The 18237-nt window shown below is 70.8% G+C and carries 16 protein-coding genes; 14 read left to right on the top strand and 2 right to left on the bottom strand.

Annotated elements, in window-relative coordinates; translation table 11 throughout:
- Positions 1 to 3 precede the first annotated feature (3 nt).
- The 6 genes from ACGFW6_RS09010 (at position 4) to ACGFW6_RS08985 (ending at position 6984) form a co-directional block, all read left to right on the top strand.
- The gene (locus ACGFW6_RS09010) at positions 4 to 2358 is read left to right on the top strand and encodes a thioester reductase domain-containing protein (RefSeq protein WP_393506216.1); all 2355 of its coding nucleotides are present in this window, start codon (positions 4 to 6) and stop codon (positions 2356 to 2358) included.
- The gene (locus ACGFW6_RS09005; protein WP_393506214.1) at positions 2355 to 3494 is read left to right on the top strand and encodes an alpha/beta hydrolase; all 1140 of its coding nucleotides are present in this window, start codon (positions 2355 to 2357) and stop codon (positions 3492 to 3494) included. The genes ACGFW6_RS09010 and ACGFW6_RS09005 overlap by 4 nt, the downstream gene beginning before the upstream one ends.
- A gap of 64 nt (positions 3495 to 3558) precedes the next feature.
- A complete protein-coding gene (locus ACGFW6_RS09000; RefSeq protein ID WP_393506212.1) occupies positions 3559 to 4338 on the top strand; it encodes an alpha/beta fold hydrolase in 780 nt (259 codons plus the stop codon).
- Between the two features lie 82 nt (positions 4339 to 4420).
- Positions 4421 to 4783, top strand: coding sequence for an ArsR/SmtB family transcription factor (locus tag ACGFW6_RS08995; RefSeq protein WP_393506976.1), 363 nt, complete (start codon positions 4421 to 4423; stop codon positions 4781 to 4783).
- Positions 4776 to 5432 (top strand): SRPBCC domain-containing protein, encoded by a 657-nt coding sequence (locus ACGFW6_RS08990; protein ID WP_393506211.1) that lies wholly within the window; start codon positions 4776 to 4778, stop codon positions 5430 to 5432. The genes ACGFW6_RS08995 and ACGFW6_RS08990 overlap by 8 nt, the downstream gene beginning before the upstream one ends.
- Before the next feature lie 169 nt (positions 5433 to 5601).
- On the top strand, positions 5602 to 6984 hold the full coding sequence (locus ACGFW6_RS08985) for an endo-1,4-beta-xylanase (protein WP_393506209.1): 1383 nt from the start codon (positions 5602 to 5604) through the stop codon (positions 6982 to 6984).
- Between the two features lie 56 nt (positions 6985 to 7040).
- Here ACGFW6_RS08985 and ACGFW6_RS08980 read toward each other — a convergent pair whose 3' ends face one another.
- Positions 7041 to 7739 carry a lipoprotein gene (locus ACGFW6_RS08980; RefSeq protein ID WP_393506207.1) on the bottom strand — a complete coding sequence of 233 codons (699 nt, stop codon included), beginning with the start codon at positions 7737 to 7739 and terminating at the stop codon, positions 7041 to 7043.
- Positions 7740 to 7831: 92 nt separating this feature from the next.
- Between ACGFW6_RS08980 and ACGFW6_RS08975 the strand changes: the two genes are divergently transcribed.
- Both ACGFW6_RS08975 and ACGFW6_RS08970 read left to right on the top strand, forming a co-directional pair.
- Positions 7832 to 8623, top strand: a complete 792-nt coding sequence (locus ACGFW6_RS08975) for a maleylpyruvate isomerase family mycothiol-dependent enzyme (RefSeq protein WP_393506205.1) — start codon at positions 7832 to 7834, stop codon at positions 8621 to 8623.
- A gap of 183 nt (positions 8624 to 8806) precedes the next feature.
- The gene (locus ACGFW6_RS08970) at positions 8807 to 9448 is read left to right on the top strand and encodes a class I SAM-dependent methyltransferase (RefSeq protein ID WP_393506203.1); all 642 of its coding nucleotides are present in this window, start codon (positions 8807 to 8809) and stop codon (positions 9446 to 9448) included.
- Positions 9449 to 9586: 138 nt separating this feature from the next.
- Here the strand turns inward: ACGFW6_RS08970 and ACGFW6_RS08965 are convergent, their stop codons facing one another.
- Positions 9587 to 10534 carry a methionyl-tRNA formyltransferase gene (locus tag ACGFW6_RS08965; protein WP_393506201.1) on the bottom strand — a complete coding sequence of 316 codons (948 nt, stop codon included), beginning with the start codon at positions 10532 to 10534 and terminating at the stop codon, positions 9587 to 9589.
- A gap of 238 nt (positions 10535 to 10772) precedes the next feature.
- Here ACGFW6_RS08965 and ACGFW6_RS08960 point away from each other — a divergent pair, with 238 nt between their 5' ends.
- The 6 genes from ACGFW6_RS08960 (at position 10773) to ACGFW6_RS08935 (ending at position 18178) form a co-directional block, all read left to right on the top strand.
- Entirely contained in the window at positions 10773 to 12128 is a 1356-nt protein-coding gene (locus tag ACGFW6_RS08960; protein ID WP_393506199.1) for a lysine N(6)-hydroxylase/L-ornithine N(5)-oxygenase family protein, read from the top strand.
- A gap of 30 nt (positions 12129 to 12158) precedes the next feature.
- A complete protein-coding gene (locus tag ACGFW6_RS08955) occupies positions 12159 to 13217 on the top strand; it encodes a FecCD family ABC transporter permease (protein ID WP_393506197.1) in 1059 nt (352 codons plus the stop codon).
- Entirely contained in the window at positions 13214 to 14338 is a 1125-nt protein-coding gene (locus ACGFW6_RS08950) for a FecCD family ABC transporter permease (RefSeq protein ID WP_393506195.1), read from the top strand. Before ACGFW6_RS08955 ends, ACGFW6_RS08950 begins: the two co-directional genes overlap by 4 nt.
- 39 nt (positions 14339 to 14377) lie before the next feature.
- Positions 14378 to 15217: an ABC transporter ATP-binding protein gene (locus ACGFW6_RS08945; protein ID WP_393506193.1), complete on the top strand. Its 840-nt coding sequence runs from the start codon at positions 14378 to 14380 to the stop codon at positions 15215 to 15217.
- Positions 15218 to 15329: 112 nt separating this feature from the next.
- A complete protein-coding gene (locus ACGFW6_RS08940; RefSeq protein ID WP_393506191.1) occupies positions 15330 to 16388 on the top strand; it encodes an iron-siderophore ABC transporter substrate-binding protein in 1059 nt (352 codons plus the stop codon).
- Between the two features lie 2 nt (positions 16389 to 16390).
- The gene (locus ACGFW6_RS08935) at positions 16391 to 18178 is read left to right on the top strand and encodes an ABC transporter ATP-binding protein (RefSeq protein ID WP_393506189.1); all 1788 of its coding nucleotides are present in this window, start codon (positions 16391 to 16393) and stop codon (positions 18176 to 18178) included.
- Positions 18179 to 18237: the final 59 nt, after the last annotated feature.

The raw sequence follows: 18237 nt of genomic DNA, 5'->3' as shown, positions 1-18237 counted from the left end.
CTCATGCGTGAGGTGAACGAGAACGCGTTGGCGACCGCCGACCAGCGGGCGACCGCGGAGGCGATCGAACGGGGCGGCGTCGGTCTGACCGTGTCCGACCTGCTGGCCCGGGTCACGGCAGCTGCCGAGTCATCGGTGAGTACGGCCGAGCCGCCCGCGACGCCACAAGCCATGGCTGCTTCGCTGCCCCACCAGCCGGCCGCCCCCGGTTCGCAACCGCGTGACCTCGACGATCTCGCCGCCGCCATCGCCACTGTGGCCGGCCGATACGTACCCGCCGGGCAACTGGCGCCCGACGCCGACTTCTTCGACGCCGGAGGCACCTCCGTGAGCGCCGTGGAGCTGGTCTCGGCGCTGGAGGACGAACTCGGTGTGGCCGTCGGCCTTGACGAGGTGTTCGCCGACGCCCGCCCGGTCGCACTGGCCGGGCTGTCCGGTACGGCAGCCGAAACCGCCGTACCTCAGGCGCCTCTTCCCCCACCGCCGTCCGCGGTGGTGCTGCCGGCCGCCACCCCGTCGGACGCCACGGCCCGCCCGGAGGACCTCACCCAGGTCCTGGCCGACCTGGCGCTCGCCGACCGGCTCCCCTTCGTCGGCTCGCCCGAGCCGCTGCCGCCGCGCCGGATCCTGCTGACCGGCGCCACCGGCTTCCTCGGCAGCCACATGCTGCTGGACCTGCTGCGCCACAGTGACGCGCACGTCCACTGCCTGGTCAGGGCAGCCGACGAGGAAGCGGCCCTGACCCGACTCGGCGAAGCGCTCAAGAGCTACGCGCTGCCCTGGTCGTCGGAGGTCCGCCGCCGCGTCACCGTGCTCCCCGGCGACATCCGCCAACCCCGCCTGGGCCTGTCCGACGACGTCTGGAACACCCTCACCCACGAACTCGACAGCGTCGTCTCCGTCGCCGCCGCCGTGGACTTCCTGCGGGGCTATCAGTCGCTGCGCACCAGCAACGTCCTCGGCGCCCTCACCCTGGCCGAACTGGCCGCGACCGGACGCCCCAAGCCGCTGCACCACATCTCCTCCATCGCCGTGTTCAACGAGGTCGGCATCTCCTCCATGGGCGAGGACGACCTCCTCGCCCATGTCGACCGCCTCATCGCGGGCTACGACCAGACCAAGTGGGCCGCGGAGGTCGCCCTGCGCCGCGCCCGCGACCACGGCCTCATCGTCACGGCGCTGCGACCCGGCGGCATCGGCGGCCACACGAGGACCGGTGCCTACAACCCCCAGGACCTCAGCAGCGGCCTCATCTCCGCGTTCGGCCGCTTCCGCACCGTCCCCGCCTTCCGGTACCTCAACGCCGCCCCGGTCGACTGGGTCAGCCGTGTCGCGGTCGCCGTCGTCTGCGAGCCGGACGCCTGGGGCTTCGACTACAACCTCACCGGCGTCCCCAACACGCTCGACGACGTCGTACGGGACATGGCGTTCGGCGGTATGCACGTCCGCGTCCAGGACTGGGACGAGTGGCGCGTCGACGCCCTGGCCCGCCTGGAGGCCGAGCCGATCCCCGAACTGACCTTCCTCAGCCGGGTGTTGCAGAGCCCCACCGCCCTGAAGCTGTGCGAGGCCACCCTCAAGGGCCCCGCCGCCACCGCCGACCGCACCACCGCCCTCGTCGAGGCACTCGGACTGCCGCCCGCCGCCCGCTTCGACGCCCGGGCCCAGCTGAGGACGTTCGAGCGGCTCGCCGGTGACGGCCTGGCCCGCCTCCCGCACAAGGACGACCAGCCCTACCTGTGGTTCACCGAGACCACCCGGGGCGGCGTCGGCCCCGTCGACGGCAGCCCCGACACTCCCTGCTCGATGTCCCTCACCCTCTCCATCGCGAGCATGCACCAGCTCGTGACGGACCGCCGCGTCGACGTGCGCGGCGAGGTCACCTGCCCGGCCCTGCACCCCGAGCCGCTGACCGTGGCACGCGGCGACATCTGGATCCGCCCCGAGGAGGGCATCCCGCAGCGTCACGGGCTGCGGCACCAACTGCTGCGGTACCGACTGGAGTTGACGGACACCGACGGCGGCCGCTGGTGGCTGGAGGGCCACAAGTACGCGCGCGCCCGCCGCGACGTCTGGCGTCAGACCCGCGCCCTGACCGTGGAACTCGGCCGCGAGGGCGAACCGGCGAGCCTCGCGGGAGAGGTCGTCGTCCCCGCGGACTCCTACGTCCGCGACCAGATCGACGGCATCAAGGTCGACCCGCGCCTGACCGGCCAGGAGAAGCGCGCCGCCAAGCTCACCTGGCTCGCCTGGTTCGGCCTGGAGATGGGCCGCGGACTGGTCGGCCCCTTCGCCCGTGCCGCCGCCGACCTCCTCGACCTGCGCCGCACCCAGACCCCCACGGAGCAGCACCGATGATCTTCCGGACGACGAACCCCAGGACCACCCGGCCCGCCCTGCGCAAGGTCAGGTCCACCACCGCGCTGCGCCCGCTGCGCCACCGGCTCGACCCGGCGAGGGTCGAGGAGATCCCGTTCCGCGCCGGCGACGGCGTACGCCTCGGCCTGACCCGGGTCGACCCCGGCGACCGCGACCGCCCCGCCGTCCTGCTCCTGCACGGTCACACCGCCTCGGCAGACATGTTCCTGCTGCCCGAGACCCGCAACCTGGTCGACGTCCTCCTCGACGACGGCTACGAGCCCTGGCTGCTCGACTGGCGAGGCAGCTGCCGGCTGCCCTACAACGAGACCGGCGGCCGCTACACCTACGACGACGTCGCCCTCTACGACATCCCCGAGGCCGTCGCCCACATCCGCACCCGCATCGGCGACCGCCCCCTGTTCGTGGTCGCCCACTGCATCGGCTCCCTCACCCTCTCCCTGAGCATGACGGCGGGCCTGGTCCCCGGCCTCGCGGGCGTGGTGTCCCAGGGCGTCTTCCTCACCCCGAAGCTCGCGGGCCGCACCTCCCTGAGCATGACCCTGGCCGGGGAACTGCTGAAGTCCCGCATCGACCACATCCCCGTCGACTTCCGCAAGGTCGGCCTGTGGTCGAAGTACACCCCGCTGTTCGCCCTGGCCTCCCGCAAGGCGAGCTGCCCGGACCCCACCTGCCAGATCCTGCACAACTCCGCCTGGGGGACCGGTGCCTCGCTCTTCGTCCACGAGCACCTGACCGACACCACCCACGGCAGGCTCGCCGAGCTCCTGGGCCCCGCCCCCTTGTGGATCCTGCCGCACCTGCGCCGCATCGAGCTGGCCCGCACCGTCGTGCGCTGGCACGACACCGATCACCGCTACCGGGCGCTGCCGCAGAACGCCCTCGACGCGGCGGACCGCATCGACACCCCCGTGCTGCTCCTGGCCGGCAGCGAGAACGGCCTGTGGCTCGACTCCCAGAAGCTGTGCCACGACGTCCTCGCCCGCCGCCGGCCCGAGCTGGACGTGACGTACACCGAGATCCCCGGCTACGGCCACCTGGACACGTTCCTCGGCAGGGGAGCGGCGCTCGACGTGTTCGGTCACATCCTCGATTTCCTGGGCGAACGCCGATGACGGCGGGCCTGTCCGCCGGATACCGTACCGGTCAGTAACCAAGACGCGTTCCAGGAGGCCACCCATGCCGCAGCTCGAAGTCGACGGCGCGACGCTGACGTACGACGACGAGGGCCCCCGCGACGGCGAGGGTGTGCCCCTGGTGTTCGTCCACGGCTGGACGGCCAACCGGCACCGCTGGGACCACCAGGTGACCCACTTCGCCGAGAAGCGGCGGGTCGTCCGGCTCGACCTGCGCGGGCACGGCGAGAGCACCGGCGCCGGAGCGCGCAGGGTGGATGACCTGGCCCAGGACGTCCTCACTCTCCTCGACCATCTGAAGATCGAGCGGTTCGCGATCGTCGGGCACTCGATGGGCGGCATGATCGCCCAGACCATCGCGCTCGCCCACCCCGAGCGGGTGGAGCGCATGGTGCTGGTGAACTCCATAGGGAAGATGGCGTACAACCGCGGCCGCGCCCTGCTGATGGCCGCCTCGACGCTCGTCCCCTTCAAGCTGTTCGTCGCCACCAACATCCTGCGCGCCTTCGCCCCCGGCTACCCGCGCGAGGAGATCCGCGAGTACGTCCGCGCCTCCGCCGACACGCCCCGCGAGGTCGTCATGACGCTCTACGGCGCCATGCGCGCCTTCGACGTCCTGGACAAGGTCGGCGAGATACGGGTGCCGACCCTCATGGTGCACGGCTACCACGACATCCAGCTGCCGCTCGCGCAGATGCTGCGGATGGCCAAGGCGTACCCGGACGCCGTGGTCCGCGTCCTGGACGCAGGGCACGAGCTGCCCGTCGAGAAGCCCGCCGAACTCACGACGGCACTGGACCGCTTCCTCACCGAGCACGCCTAGGCGGCCCGGCCGCGGCGATCGGGCCGCGGCCTCCGCACGCGCTTTATTTAAGTGTTGCCTTATATAAGTGGAGGCTGGCATAGTGAGGGCCGTGCACGCATTCGATGTGCTGGGTGATCCGGTACGGCGCCGGATATTGGAGCTGCTCGCCTCGGGTGAGCAGGCGTCGGGCGACATCGGTGCCGTGATCCAGGACGAGTTCGGCATCTCTCAGCCGGCTGTCTCGCAACACCTCAAGGTGCTGCGGGAGAGCGGCTTCGCATCCGTACGGGCGGAGGGCACACGACGGCTGTACGCCGTCGACGCCACGCCGCTGCGGGAGGTGGACGCGTGGCTGGAGAGATTCCGCGGCTTCTGGGAGCAGCGGCTCGACGCCCTCGGAACCGAACTCGCGCGGGGCAGGCGCGAACGCAGACTGCGAAGGGAAGCGAACGAGGATGAGTGAGATCGTCGACGAGTTGAACCGTCTGCACCGGCAGGTCGGGGTGCGGCAGGTCGAGGCCGGCGAGGCCCGCACGGTGCTGCTGCGGCGCACCTACGACGCCGATGCCGCCGACGTGTGGGACGCGGTGACGTCCCCGGAGCGGATCAGCCGCTGGTTCCTGCCCGTCAGCGGGGAGTTCAAGGTCGGCGGGCGCTATCAGCTGGAGGGCAACGCCGGCGGCGAGATCCTCGAGTGCGAGGAGCCGAGCCGGCTGCGGGTGAGCTGGCTGTACGGGCCGGACCCGGGGTTCAGCGAGGTCGAGGTGCGGCTCACGCCGGAGGGCGAGGAGCGGACCGTGCTGGAGCTGGAGCACGTGGCCGTGGTGCCGGAGGGGTTCTGGGGGCAGTTCGGCCCGGGCGCGGTCGGTGTCGGCTGGGACCTCGGGCTCCTGGGGCTCGGAATGCACCTCGCCGGCGGCGGGATGAGCAAGGAGGAGAGCGAGGCGTGGCAGGTCTCGGACGAGGGGAAGGCGTACGCGGCACGCTCGGGCGAGCTGTGGGGCGAGGCCTATGCCGCCTCGGGTGCCGACGAGCGGACGGTCGCGTCGACCACGGCGGCGACGATCGCCTTCTACACGGGCGCCGCCCAGGGCGGTGACGATCAGTCGTAGATCCGGTCGAAACTTTCGATGGGCGGTTGGGGGAGTTTGGACAGGTCTTCTTGAGCCAATCGCGGTTTGTGGATGTGGTGTCTGTTGACGCCGGGAACTCGTGTCCCTAGGGTCTGCCGCGAAATTCGGAAATGCCTCCGAAACTTTCGACCTCTCAGAAGGGGACGAGATGGTGACCCGCACATCCATCGATCCGCCTCCCGAGCGCCGCCCCCGGCGCTCGCGTGCCCGTACGGCAGTGGCCCTCGGCCTGGCCGGTCTGCTCGGCGCGGCCGGCGCCGTTGCCCTCACCGGCACCGCGCAGGCCGCGAGCACCCTCGGCGCGGCGGCGGCCGAGAAGGGCCGCTACTTCGGCGCCGCCGTCGCCGCGAACCACCTGGGCGAGAGCGCGTACGTCTCGACGCTCGACACCGAGTTCAACTCGGTGACCCCCGAGAACGAGATGAAGTGGGACGCCACCGAGGGCACCCGCGGCACCTTCACGTTCGGCTCGGCCGACCAGGTCGTGAACCACGCCCAGAGCCGGGGCATGAAGGTCCGCGGCCACACCCTGGTCTGGCACTCCCAGTTACCGAGCTGGGTCGCGGGACTCGGCACGACCGACCTCAGATCGGCGATGAACAACCACATCACCCAGGTCATGCAGCACTACAAGGGCAAGATCCACTCCTGGGACGTCGTCAACGAGGCCTTCCAGGACGGCAGCAGCGGTGCGCGGCGCAGCTCACCCTTCCAGGACAAGCTCGGCAACGGCTTCATCGAGGAGGCGTTCCGCACCGCCCGCGCCGCGGACCCGGCCGCCAAGCTCTGCTACAACGACTACAACACCGACGGTGTCAACGCGAAGAGCAACGCCGTCTACAACCTGGTCAGGGACTTCAAGTCCCGTGGCGTGCCGATCGACTGCGTGGGCTTCCAGTCCCACTTCAACAGCGCCTCACCGGTCCCGTCCGACTACCAGGCCAACCTCCAGCGCTTCGCCGACCTGGGCGTCGACGTGCAGATCACCGAGCTGGACATCGAGGGCTCGGGCACCGCACAGGCCAATAGCTACAGCAACGTGGTCCGGGCCTGTCTGGCCGTCTCCCGCTGCACCGGCATCACCGTCTGGGGCGTCACCGACAAGTACTCCTGGCGCGCGAGCGGAACGCCCCTGCTGTTCGACGGCAACTACGCCAAGAAGCCCGCCTACACCGCGGTGCTGACCGCACTCGGCGGCTCCTCGTCCGGCGGCGGTACACCCGGCGCCGCCTGCACGGCGACCTACAGCAGGGCCGAGGAGTGGAGTGACCGCTTCAACGGCAAGGTCACCATCACCGCCGGGAGTTCGGCCATCAGCTCCTGGAGCGTGAACGTCACCGTGACGTCGCCGCAGAAGGTGTCCGCGACGTGGAACGGCACGCCCAGCTGGGACAGCAGCGGCAACGTCATGACGATGAGGCCGAACGGCAACGGCACCCTGGCCGCCGGAGCGTCCACCAGCTTCGGCTTCACCGTCATGAAGAACGGCACCGGCACGGCCCCGGCGATCGGCTCCTGCACGGCATCCTGAGCGGCACCGGGCGGTCGGGGTCCGGCGCGGACGCCCGCGCCGGACCGCCGGCTCGCTCAGCCGGCGCGCAGAGTCCGCTTGGCCAGCTCGTACGCCGGCAGCATCGCCCGGTGCTCGTCGGTGTCCATGCCGCCCAGGTGCAGCACGACCGGCCCCCGCTTTGTGGTGACGGCCAGCGCCGACTCCTCCTTCGTCTCCTCCAGGAGTTCGCTGGTGACGAGGTACTTCACCTCCGCACCGGCCAGACCGCCCGCCTCGAAGGTGCTGTACTTCGCCTTGCTCGCGCCGTTCTCCGCGGCCACGAACTCCTCCAGGACGGCGCGTGCGTCGTCCTCACCCGGCTCGCCGGTCCACACGCGCAGGAAGCCGATGTTCCCCGCCGGCTTGGCGTCCACCTCGCAGGCGGCCGTGACCGGGCCCTGGTGCAGCAGCGCGTCGGCGAGCTCCTGCGCCAGCTCGCTGTCGGGCGCCGCCGAGCCGTCGCCGCCCCCGGCTCCGGTGTCGATGGCCTCCGCCTCCCAGTCCTTGGCGATGTCGAAGGTGACGGGAAGCGGGCACGCCGACCCGGCCGCGCCGATCGTGCCCCCGCTCCTCACCGCCGTACCGCTCGTACCCGGCGTCGCGTCGGCCGAGGCCGAAGCGCTCGCCGACGTCCGCGCGTCGTCCTCCGCCGCCCCCGAACAGCCCGTCAGCACCCCGGCCAGCAAAGCCACCTGGGCCAGCCGACGTCTCGCGGATCCCGCCCCCACCAGCATCGTTGTCGCTCCCTCCCCGATCTTGCGCAGGCGGCACACAGTATCCGAGGCCACCGACACGGCCGCTCACGGCCCTGCGGCATCATGAGGCGATGACCTCGCTGAGCTTCGAGCGCCACTGCGACGAGATCGTCGCCCAGACCGAACGGCTCACGGCCCAGGTGCACGGCGCGGACCTGTCCGCCCCGGTCCTCACCTGCCCCGGCTGGAACCTGGGGCAGCTGCTGCGGCACGTGGGCGGCGACCACCGGTGGGCGGAGGAGATCGTGCGGACCCGGGCCACCGGCCCCGTCCCCGACGACCAGGTCAACGACCTCGGCGCGTACACCGACGAGGACGCCTCGGTCCTGATCCCGTGGCTCGCCGAGGGCGCGGCACGGCTCAGCGCCACCCTTCGCGAGGCGGGTCCCGACGCGCGGGCCTGGAACCCCTCGGCGGACTGTCCGGCGCCGGTGGCGTTCTGGGCGCGGCGCATGACGTACGAGACCGTCGTGCACCGGGCCGACGCCGCCCTGGCGACCGGTGCCCCGTTCCGCCTCGACGCCGACCTCGCGGTCGAGGCGGTGGAGGAATGGCTGGAGTACGCCACCTTCCCCGAGGCGTTCGAGCCGCGGCCGGACCTGCCCGACCTGCTCGGACCCGGCCGTACGCTCCACTTCGACGCCACCGACGCCGGTGCGTGGGCCGTCGACCTCACCGGCGAACGGCCCGTCTGGCGCGCCGGTTCCGACGGGGCGGCCGCGACCGCGCGCGGCCCGGTGGCCGATCTGCTGCTGTACTTCTACCAGCGGCCCGCGCCCGCGGTGGAGACGAAGGGCGACACCGCCCTGCTCGACCTCTGGCGGACCCGCGCGGGCTTCTGGCTGGAGGCGCCGGCCGAATGAGGCGGCCACGGGCCGCGTGATGACCTTGACGTCGAGGGTGTGGACGCGCCGCCCCGACGGTTTTGCCGAACCGGCAAGGCCCTTTGTCGGTTCGCGCGGCGTCCCGCAGGCTTCTGGTGAGTGGACCGGACGGCCCCGCGCCCGTCCGGGTCCCGCGACGACACCTGCGCATCGGGAGGCGCCATGACCGAGACCCTGAAGGCCGCCGAGTTCTGGGAGGCCCGCTACCGCGACAGCGGCCGGCTGTGGAGCGGCCGCCCCAACAAGCTGCTCGTCCGCGAAGCCTCCGACCTCACCCCGGGCAGCGCGCTCGACCTGGGCTGCGGCGAAGGGGCGGACGCGGTGTGGCTCGCCTCGCGCGGCTGGCGGGTCACCGGCGTCGACATCTCCCACACGGCCCTGGAACGGGCCGCCGGCCACGCCGTCGAGGCCGGTGTCGGCGATCGTGCCGTGTGGGAGCGCCATGTGCTGGGCGAGACGTTCCCCGAGGGCTCCTTCGACCTGGTGAACGCGCAGTTCCTGCAGTCGCCGGTCGCGTTCGACCAGCGGCGTGTCCTGCGGCAGGCGGCGCGGGCCGTCGCGCCGGGCGGCACCCTGCTGATCGTCATGCACGGCGGCTGGCCGTCCTGGCAGAGCGAGCCGCCCTTCGAGGCGGAGTTCCCGACGCTGGACGGCGTCCTCGACGAACTCGCCCTGCCGGAGGCCGACTGGACGGTGGAGACGGCGGAGGCGGTGCGCAGCGTGAGCGTGTCGCCCGAGGGCGTGGAAGGCCACCGGGACGACAACGTCTGGCGCGCGCGGCGCGCCGGGGCTCCCCGCGCCTGACGGCCGCCCCCCGACACGGACGAGCGCCGCCGCGCGGACTGGGATCCGCGCGGCGGCGGTTCTGCGGGCACCCGCTCCGGCGTCGCGACCGACGGCCCGACCGTCGAGAGGTGTGACGCCACGCCGTGCCTCAGGTGCTCAGGGGCGGCTCGTCAGGTAGCCGCCCATGGTGAGGAAGTACTCGGTCGCGCCCAACTCCCGGCCGTCCTCGGTCCGGACACGCGTGATCGCCAGACCGTGATGGCGTCCGGTGCGGGCGTCGGCGCCGGCGACGATCACCACGCCGTCGCCCTCGCGGTAGAAGATCCGGCCGGGCGTGCCGCCGTAGCGGCCCTCGGAGACCTCGGCCGCCAGTACCTCCAGTCGCCTGCCCTTGTGGAAGGTGAAGGCGCTCGGGTACGGCTCGGACTGGGCGCGGACCAGGCGCTGGAGGTCCTCCGCAGGCCAGGTCCAGTCGATGCGGATGTCCTCTTCGGACCGCTTGTGGAAGAAGCTGGCCTGGGACCGGTCCTGCTTGGTGAACTCCCTCTGCCCCGAGGCGATGAGGTCGAGCGCGCCGATGGTGACCGGGGCGATGAGATCGACGGTCTTGTGGAAGAGGTCGGTGGCGGTGTCCGTCGGCCCGACCGGCACCGCCTCCTGCCGGACGATGTCGCCCGCGTCGAGCTCGTCGTTCATCATGTGCGCGGTGACGCCCACTTCGGGTTCACCGTTGATCAGGGCCCAGATCAGGGGAGAGAAGCCGGCGTACTTCGGCAGCAGCGAGTCGTGCACGTTCAGGGTGCCGTGGCGCGGGAGGTCGAAGATGCGCGGCGGGATCCAGGTCCGCCAGTTGTTGGCCACGATGATGTCCGGATCGGCCTCTTTCAGGCGCGCGAACAGCTCGTCGTCGTCCGGCCGGTTGCGGATCACCACCGGGACTCCGTGCTCCTCGGCGAGGTCGGCGACGGAGTCGCTCCAGATCTTCTCGTAGGCGTGCTCGCTCTTGGGGTGTGTGACCACCAGGACCACGTCGTGTTCGGAGTCCAGGAGGGCTTGAAGGGTGCGATGCCCCCAGGTCTGGTAGCCGAACATGACGACCCGCATGGGCTTCCTCCTCAAAGCAGGGACTGACCGAGAGAAGTAAAGCAAGGCTTGCCTTAGTGCACAACGGGCCTATCTGAGCTCCTACTTGAGGCGATGGTCGCCCGCGCCGGACCTATCGACAGCTTCACAGGATTAGCTTAGGCTCACCTAAGTTCCCGGTTCGCCGCTCCGTCAGCGTGCCCGCTCCTCGTACTTTCCCCACGCCTGACAGGCGACTGCCCCGCACGATGGGAGAGACATGTCACGGGTTCTTCCTGGTGACGCAGCATCGGTTCACGACCTCATTGGCATCGGCTTCGGGCCGTCCAATGTCGCCATGGCGATCGCGCTCAGCGAGCACAACGCACAGGCCGCACCGCAAGAGGTGATCACCGCTCGGTTCTTCGAGCAGCAGCCCTCCTTCGGCTGGCACCGCGGCATGCTCATCGACGACGCGACCATGCAGGTGTCCTTTCTCAAGGACCTGGTGACGCTTCGGAACCCGGCCAGTGAGTTCAGTTTTCTCTGCTACCTGAAGAGCAGGGGACGGCTGATCGACTTCATCAACCACAAGAACCTGTTCCCCCTGCGGGTGGAGTTCCACGACTACTTCGAGTGGGCGGCGGCCAAGGTCGAGGACATGGTCTCCTACGGCCACGAGGTCGTCGGTGTCGCGCCCGTCGTCCGCGACGGAGCCGTGGAGTACCTGGAAGTGACGGTCCGTTCGGGAGAGGGCCTCGTGGTCCACCGGGCCCGCAACCTCGTCATCGGCACCGGACTGCGTCCGCTCATGCCGGAAGGCGTGGAGCGAGGCGAACGCGTCTGGCACAACTCCGAATTACTCGCGAGGGTCGACGAGTTGGAGGAAAGGGCACCCTCCCGCTTCATCGTCGTGGGCGCCGGGCAGAGCGCCGCCGAGAACGTCGCCTACCTGCACCGCCGCTTCCCCCGGGCCGAGATCTGCGCGGTCTTCTCCCGCTACGGCTACAGCCCCGCCGACGACAGCAGCTTCGCCAACCGCATCTTCGACCCCGGGGCGGTCGACGAGTACTACGCGGCGCCGGAGAACGTCAAGCGCCGGCTGATGGACTACCACGGCAACACCAACTACTCCGTGGTGGACATCGACCTGATCGACGACCTGTACCGGCAGATGTACCAGGAGAAGGTCCTCGGCACCGAGCGGCTCCGCTTCCTGAACGTGTCCCGCCTCACCGACGTCGAGGAGACGCCGGCCAAGGTCCGCGCCACGGTGACGTCCCTCGTCACCGGCGACGAGACCCCCCTCGACGCGGACGTGGTCGTCTTCGCCACCGGCTACAGCCCCGCCGACCCCCTCGGCCTCCTCGGCGAGGTCGCCGACCACTGTCTGCGCGACGACGAGGGCCGGGTCCGCGTCGAGCGCGACTACCGCATCGCCACCGACCTCGATCTGCGCTGCGGCATCTACCTCCAGGGCGGCACCGAGCACACCCACGGCATCACGTCGTCCCTGCTGTCCAACACCGCCATCAGGGTCGGCGAGATCCTGGACTCGCTGCTCGACCGGGGCCGCAAGTCCGCCTCCGACGAGGCCCGGACGGTCGTGGACGGATCCGGCAGCACCGCCCGCTAGTCCGCGATCAAAGGGATAACGTACGTCGACATGGGCACGACTGCACTGGAACGCCCCACGTCCAGGGGTACAACACAGGCCCGTCGACGGCGGGTTGTGGGTCTGAGCACGCTGGTGGTGCTCCTCGTGATCGCGGGGGCGGTGTCGTTGGCTGTCGGTGCGCGTGCGTTGAGCCCTGCCGACGTGTGGCACGGACTGTTCGCGGCGCCGGACTCCGACCAGCGGCTCACCGAGATCAGGCTCATCGTGCAGACCGTGCGGGTGCCCCGGACGGTGCTCGCGATCGTCGCGGGCATCGCCCTGGGCGTCGGCGGGGCACTGATCCAGGGGTACACCCGCAACCCGATCGCCGACACGGGCCTGCTCGGGGTGAACACCGGCGCCTCGTTCGCGGTGGTGTCGGTGATCGCCCTGTTCGGGTTCGACGACCCGTTCCAGTACGTCTGGTTCGCCTTTCTGGGCGCCGCGGCCGCCGGTGTCGTCGTGTTCGGGCTGGCGAGCATCGGCAGGGGGGCCGGCAACCCGCTGACTCTCGCGCTGGCCGGGCAGGGGATCGCGGTGTTCCTCGCGGCGATGACGACCGCGGTCGCGCTGTCGGACAAGGAGTCGCTGAACGCGCTGCGCTTCTGGAACGCGGGCTCCGTGGCCGGTGTCGGCTTCGACGTCATCTGGCCGGTGACCGGATTCATCGTGGTCGGGCTGGTGCTGGCCGTGACCACCCTGCCCGCCATCAACCTCCTCAACCTGGGCGACGACGTCGCGCGCGGGCTGGGCGTGAACATCGCGCTGAGCCGGACCGTGGGGATCACCGCCATCACCCTGCTCGCGGGCGCCGCGACGGCCGCCTGCGGCCCCATCGCCTTCCTCGGACTCATGGTGGCCCACGTGGCCCGCTATCTGACCGGGCCGGACTACCGCTGGCTGGTGCCGTACGCCGGTCTGCTCGGAGCTGTCATCCTGCTGCTGTGCGACATCGTGGGCCGCCTGGTGGTGCGCCCGAGCGAACTGGACGCGGGTGTCCTCGTCGCTCTCCTGGGCGCCCCCTTCTTCGCGGTGCTCGTGTGGCGCGGAAAGTTCAAGAGCGCATGAGCGGGAAGGACTTGAGGCCGATCGGGCCGGACGTGAAGCCGAACGGGGCAGGGACGCAGCCGAGCCGGGAAGACGTGCGGCCCGCCATGACGCCGGGTCTGCGTCTGGGGACCCTGTCGTTCGTCTGGCGGCCCTGGCTCGTCCTCGTCAGTCTGCTGCTGGCCGCCGCGGCCTTCCTGGTGTTCTGCCTGTCCATCGGTGTCGGGGACTTCCCCATCGGCCTGGACCAGGTGATCGCCACGCTCCTCGGCCGGGGTGAGCAGGTCGACGAGTTCGTCATCATGGACCTGCGGATGCCGCGTGCCCTGGCCGGGCTCGTCGTCGGGATCGCGCTGGGAGTGTCCGGGGCGATCACCCAGTCCATCGCCCGCAACCCACTGGCCAGTCCGGACATCCTGGGGATCACCGGGGGCGCCAGCGCGGTCGCGGTGTTCCTGGTGACCGTCTCGGGCGGCACCGCGGCGGCGATCGTCGACTCCGTGGGCCTGTCCGCGGCGGCGCTCGCCGGCGGCCTCGGCACCGGGCTGCTGGTGTACTTCCTGGCCTGGCGGCGCGGCATCGACGGCTTCCGGCTCATCCTCATCGGCATCTCGGTGAGCGCGGTGATGGAGGCGATCACGACCTGGCTGCTGGTCACGGCCGACATCAGGGATGTCGCCCGCGCCCAGGCCTGGTTGGTCGGCTCACTGGACGACCGCTCGTGGGACGAGGTCCGGGTGGCGATCTGGGGCACGGTCGCCCTTCTGGTCGTCGTCGCCGGCGCCTCCTTCCAGTTCAAGCCGCTGCACCTCGGCGACGACGTCGCCGCGGGCCTGGGCGTGCGGTACACGAGGGTGCGTGCGGTGCTGTTGCTGTGCGCGGTCCTGCTGGCCGGCGTGGCGGTGAGCGCCGCGGGCCCGGTGCCGTTCGTCGCGCTGGTGGCGCCGCAGGTCGCCATGCGGCTGGCGAGATGCCCGACGCCGCCGATGGTGGCGTCCGGCATGGTGGGCGCCCTGCTGCTGATCGGCGCGGACCTGGTCGCGCGCACGGCGCTGCCGATCGGTCTCCCGGTCGGCGTGGTCACCGCCGCGATCGGCGGCCCCTTCCTTGTCCATCTGCTGGTGCGTGCCAACCTCAGATAGCCGGAGCAAAGGTCAGGAAGCGTGAACGGAGGGGGCGTTGTGGGCGCTCAGCACACCACGACCGAGGTCGAGTCGACGGTCGACGCCGCACGCCTTGCGGCCGACGGCATCAGCGTCGGGTACGGCGCCCGGACGGTCATCGAGGATCTGGACGTGGCGATCCCGTCCGGGGTCGTCACCACGATCATCGGGCCCAACGGCTGTGGTAAGTCGACCCTGTTGCGGACGCTGTCGCGACTGCTCAAGCCGACCAGGGGGACGGTCGTGCTGGACGGTGACGACATCGGCAGGCTCAGGACCAGGGACGTGGCGAAGAAGCTCGGTCTGCTCCCGCAGGCGCCGGTCGCGCCGGAGGGGCTGACGGTGGCCGACCTGGTCGCCAGGGGCCGTCATCCGCACCAGAGCTGGCTGCGGCAGTGGTCGTCGGACGACGCCGCCGTGGTCGAGCGCGCGCTCGCCATGACCGGCGTGTCCGACCTGGGGGACCGCCCGGTCGACTCGCTGTCCGGCGGGCAGCGCCAACGCGTCTGGATCTCCATGACGTTGGCCCAGGGCACGGACCTGCTGCTGCTGGACGAACCCACCACCTATCTGGACCTCGCGCACGCGATCGACGTGCTCGACCTGGTGGACGACCTGCACGAGTCGGGGTGCACGGTGGTCATGGTGCTGCACGACCTCAACCTGGCCACCCGCTACAGCGACAACCTCGTCGTGATGAAGGAAGGGTCGATCCTGGCGCAGGGTCATCCGCGTGACGTCATCACCGCCGAACTGCTGCACGAGGCGTTCGGACTGCGCGCTCTGGTGATCGACGACCCGGTGGGGGACCGGCCCCTGATCGTGCCGATCGGCCGTACACACGTTCAACTCCCCTAGATCCCCCTGAGGTTGGAGAAGTTAGGCTAGGCTAACCTCATCCGCTCACGCTAAGGTTTGCCTGCCCTTAGACGGGGGTGCAGTGGAAAGCGCGAAAGCAAGGGGATTGCGGATGCTCCTCACCAGAACGACGCGTGTGAAGCCCTGGCGGCGGCTGGCGGCCGTCCTGTCCGCCGCGACTCTCGGCGTCGGCCTCCTCGCCGGATGCGGTTCCGACTCGTCCGACTCCTCGGACGGCGCGAGCGACAACGACTCGACCGCCGCCGCCGGCGTATTCCCGGTCACCGTGGAGCACGCATTCGGATCCACGAAGGTCACCAAGACCCCCGAACGGGTCGTCACCGTCGGCTACACCGACGACCAGACCGTGCTCGCGTTCGGCATCAAGCCCGTCGGCATGACCGACCAGTACCCGAACCCCGCGGGCCAGAGCCCCGACATCAACACCCAGTGGCCCTGGGTGAAGGACAAGTGGGGCGACACCAAGCCCGAGGTCATCATGAAGAACGGTGACTCCGGCCCCAACTACGAGAAGATCGCCGCCCTGCGCCCCGACCTGATCATCGCCGTCTACTCCGAGGTCGACCAGGCCGCCTACGACAAGCTCTCCAAGATCGCTCCTACGGTGGGCCGTACCAAGGCGGAGAAGGAGCCGTTCAGCGCGCCCTGGCAGGACAACGCGCTCCAGATCTCCAAGGCCCTCGGCAAGGCGGAGGAGGGCGAGAAGATGATCGCGGACGTGCAGGAGCAGATGGACGCGGCCAAGGAGGCACACCCCGAGTTCGGCAAGGAGACCGCGGTCGCGCTGTCCTGGTACGAGAACTCGGTGGCCCCCTTCACCTCCACCGACGTGCGCGGTCGGCTGGTGTCCGGCATCGGCTTCACGTACCAGACCGAGATCGACAAGGTCGCCGACGGCAGCTTCTACACCAAGCTGTCGCCCGAACGCATCGACCTGGTCGACGTCGACCGCATCTTCGTCATCAACGACAAGGCGGACACGGAGGCCCTGAAGAAGTTCAAGCTCTTCACCAACCTGGACGCGGTGAAGAACGGCAAGGTGTCCTACCTGCTGGACAGCGAGGGCCCGGCGGTCGGCGCGGCCATCTCGCAGGGCACGCTGCTCTCCATGCCGTACGCGATCGACGAACTCGTCAAGTCGGTCGGCTAGGTGTGAGCGGCACCGACACGCGCGTCGCCCCGGCGACCCTGCGCACGGCGACCGGACGCGAGGCCACCCGATGGGTCGTGGCGCACTGCCGCGAGGTGCCCTGGCTGACGGTCGCCACCGCGCTCACCACGGTGGCGGGGGCGGCGCTCCAAGTCCTGCCCCTGCTCCTGCTCGGCCGGGTGGTCGACGGGGTCGTCGAGGGCGAGGCACGCTCCATCCTGGTCACGATCGGGGCGTTGATGGTGGCCGCCGCACTGCTCGGCGCGGCGGCCACCGCGGTGTCGACGTACCTGATCGGGCGCCTGGGCGCGGACCTGCTCGCGCGGCTCCGCGAGGGTGCCGTCCGCGCGGTGCTCGGGATGCCGAGCGCGCGCGTCGAGCAGGTCGGCCGGGGAGACGTGCTCTCCCGGGTCGGCGACGACGTGGCCGTCATCTCCAAGGGCATCCGTACGGCCATCCCCACGGTGTTCTCGGCGGGCGTGCTCGTCGTCATCGCCACGGTCGGCATGTTCGGCCTGGACTGGCGGCTCGGACTGGCGGGCGCCGGCGCACTGCCCGCCTACGCGCTGGCCCTGCGCTGGTACCTGCCCCGGTCCGCCCCGCTCTACCGGAAGCAGCGAGCCGCCCAGGCCGACCGCGCGCAGGCGCTGATCAGCGGTCTGAACGGCATCGACACGGTCCGGGCCTACCGCCTGGAGGGCGCCTTCCGCGCGAAGGTCACCGAGGAGTCGTGGCGGGTGCGCAACCTCGGGATCGAGGTGTTCCGGTTCTTCGGCCGCTTCGTCGGCCGGGAGAACCGCGCCGAGTTCATCGGCCTGACCCTCATCCTCCTCGTCGGATACGCCCTGTTGGAGACCGACGCCGCCACCCTGGGGGAGGTCTCGGCGGCCCCGCTGCTGTTCCACCGGCTGTTCGTCCCCCTCGGCGCCATCATGTTCACCTTCGACGAGGCCCAGAAGTCGGGCGCGAGCCTGACCCGCCTGGTCGGGGTGCTGGAGGAGCCCACGGAGGACCGGCTGGTCGGCGACACCGCCGTCGAGGCGGCCGGCGCCGGAGGGTACCCGGTGACGGTGGAGGGGCTGACCTTCCGCTATCCCGGCGGCGAGGAACCGGTCCTGCGGGACGTGAGCCTGACCATCCCGGCCGGAGGCTCGCTCGCGCTGGTGGGAGCCACCGGCGCCGGCAAGACGACCCTGGCCGCGCTGATCGCGGGCACCGGGACCCCGCAGGCCGGATCGGTGCGGATCGGCTCGACCGACCTCGCGGGACTGGACGAGGCCGGGGCGCGGGCCCTGGTGAGCATCCTGACGCAGGAGACGCACGTCTTCTCCGGACCGCTCGCCGAGGACCTGCGGCTGGCCGCGCCCGCCGCGAGCGACGCCGAGCTGATGGCCGCGCTGCGCACGGTCGGCGCCGCGGAGTGGGTCGAGGCCCTGCCCGACGGGCCGAACACCCCGGTCGGCGAAGGCGGTGAACGCCTGGACGTCACCAAGGTCGCGCAGATCGCCCTGGCCCGGCTCGTGCTCGCCCGGTCACCGGTCGTGGTGCTCGACGAATCTACGGCGGAGGCGGGCAGCGAGGGCGCCGCCGAACTGGAGCGGGCCGTGCTCGCCGCCTGCTCCGGCCGCACCACGCTGTTCGTGGCGCACCGGCTGACCCAGGCGATGGCGGCCGACCGGATCGCCGTCCTGGACGCGGGACGCGTCGTGGAGCAGGGAACACACGAGGAACTGGTGGCTCTGGGCGGCCGGTACGCACGACTGTGGCGGGCCTGGCGCGAGGGCAGTTGAGCAACCCCTGATCCGAGTGGGGCCGACTTTCGTACGGTGGAAGGAACGCGGAGTCTTCG

Origin of the sequence: Streptomyces sp. Y7, from assembly GCF_043195415.1 — a bacterium.
In the GTDB taxonomy this organism is placed as follows: domain Bacteria; phylum Actinomycetota; class Actinomycetes; order Streptomycetales; family Streptomycetaceae; genus Streptomyces.
Note: the sequence above shows the minus strand (reverse complement) of the source record. Positions and strands in the feature narration are given on the sequence as shown.

What these genes read in the sequence shown, in the direction of transcription:
- ACGFW6_RS09010 (WP_393506216.1), top strand. Translation starts at nt 4, where the DNA reads ATGCGTGAGGTGAACGAGAACGCGTTGGCGACCGCCGACCAGCGGGCG.
- ACGFW6_RS08955 (WP_393506197.1), top strand. Translation starts at nt 12,159, where the DNA reads ATGGGCACGACTGCACTGGAACGCCCCACGTCCAGGGGTACAACACAG.
- ACGFW6_RS08965 (WP_393506201.1), bottom strand. Translation starts at nt 10,534, where the DNA reads ATGCGGGTCGTCATGTTCGGCTACCAGACCTGGGGGCATCGCACCCTT.
- ACGFW6_RS08960 (WP_393506199.1), top strand. Translation starts at nt 10,773, where the DNA reads ATGTCACGGGTTCTTCCTGGTGACGCAGCATCGGTTCACGACCTCATT.
- ACGFW6_RS08970 (WP_393506203.1), top strand. Translation starts at nt 8,807, where the DNA reads ATGACCGAGACCCTGAAGGCCGCCGAGTTCTGGGAGGCCCGCTACCGC.
- ACGFW6_RS08940 (WP_393506191.1), top strand. Translation starts at nt 15,330, where the DNA reads ATGCTCCTCACCAGAACGACGCGTGTGAAGCCCTGGCGGCGGCTGGCG.
- ACGFW6_RS09005 (WP_393506214.1), top strand. Translation starts at nt 2,355, where the DNA reads ATGATCTTCCGGACGACGAACCCCAGGACCACCCGGCCCGCCCTGCGC.
- ACGFW6_RS08990 (WP_393506211.1), top strand. Translation starts at nt 4,776, where the DNA reads ATGAGTGAGATCGTCGACGAGTTGAACCGTCTGCACCGGCAGGTCGGG.
- ACGFW6_RS08975 (WP_393506205.1), top strand. Translation starts at nt 7,832, where the DNA reads ATGACCTCGCTGAGCTTCGAGCGCCACTGCGACGAGATCGTCGCCCAG.
- ACGFW6_RS08950 (WP_393506195.1), top strand. Translation starts at nt 13,214, where the DNA reads ATGAGCGGGAAGGACTTGAGGCCGATCGGGCCGGACGTGAAGCCGAAC.
- ACGFW6_RS08980 (WP_393506207.1), bottom strand. Translation starts at nt 7,739, where the DNA reads ATGCTGGTGGGGGCGGGATCCGCGAGACGTCGGCTGGCCCAGGTGGCT.
- ACGFW6_RS08985 (WP_393506209.1), top strand. Translation starts at nt 5,602, where the DNA reads ATGGTGACCCGCACATCCATCGATCCGCCTCCCGAGCGCCGCCCCCGG.
- ACGFW6_RS09000 (WP_393506212.1), top strand. Translation starts at nt 3,559, where the DNA reads ATGCCGCAGCTCGAAGTCGACGGCGCGACGCTGACGTACGACGACGAG.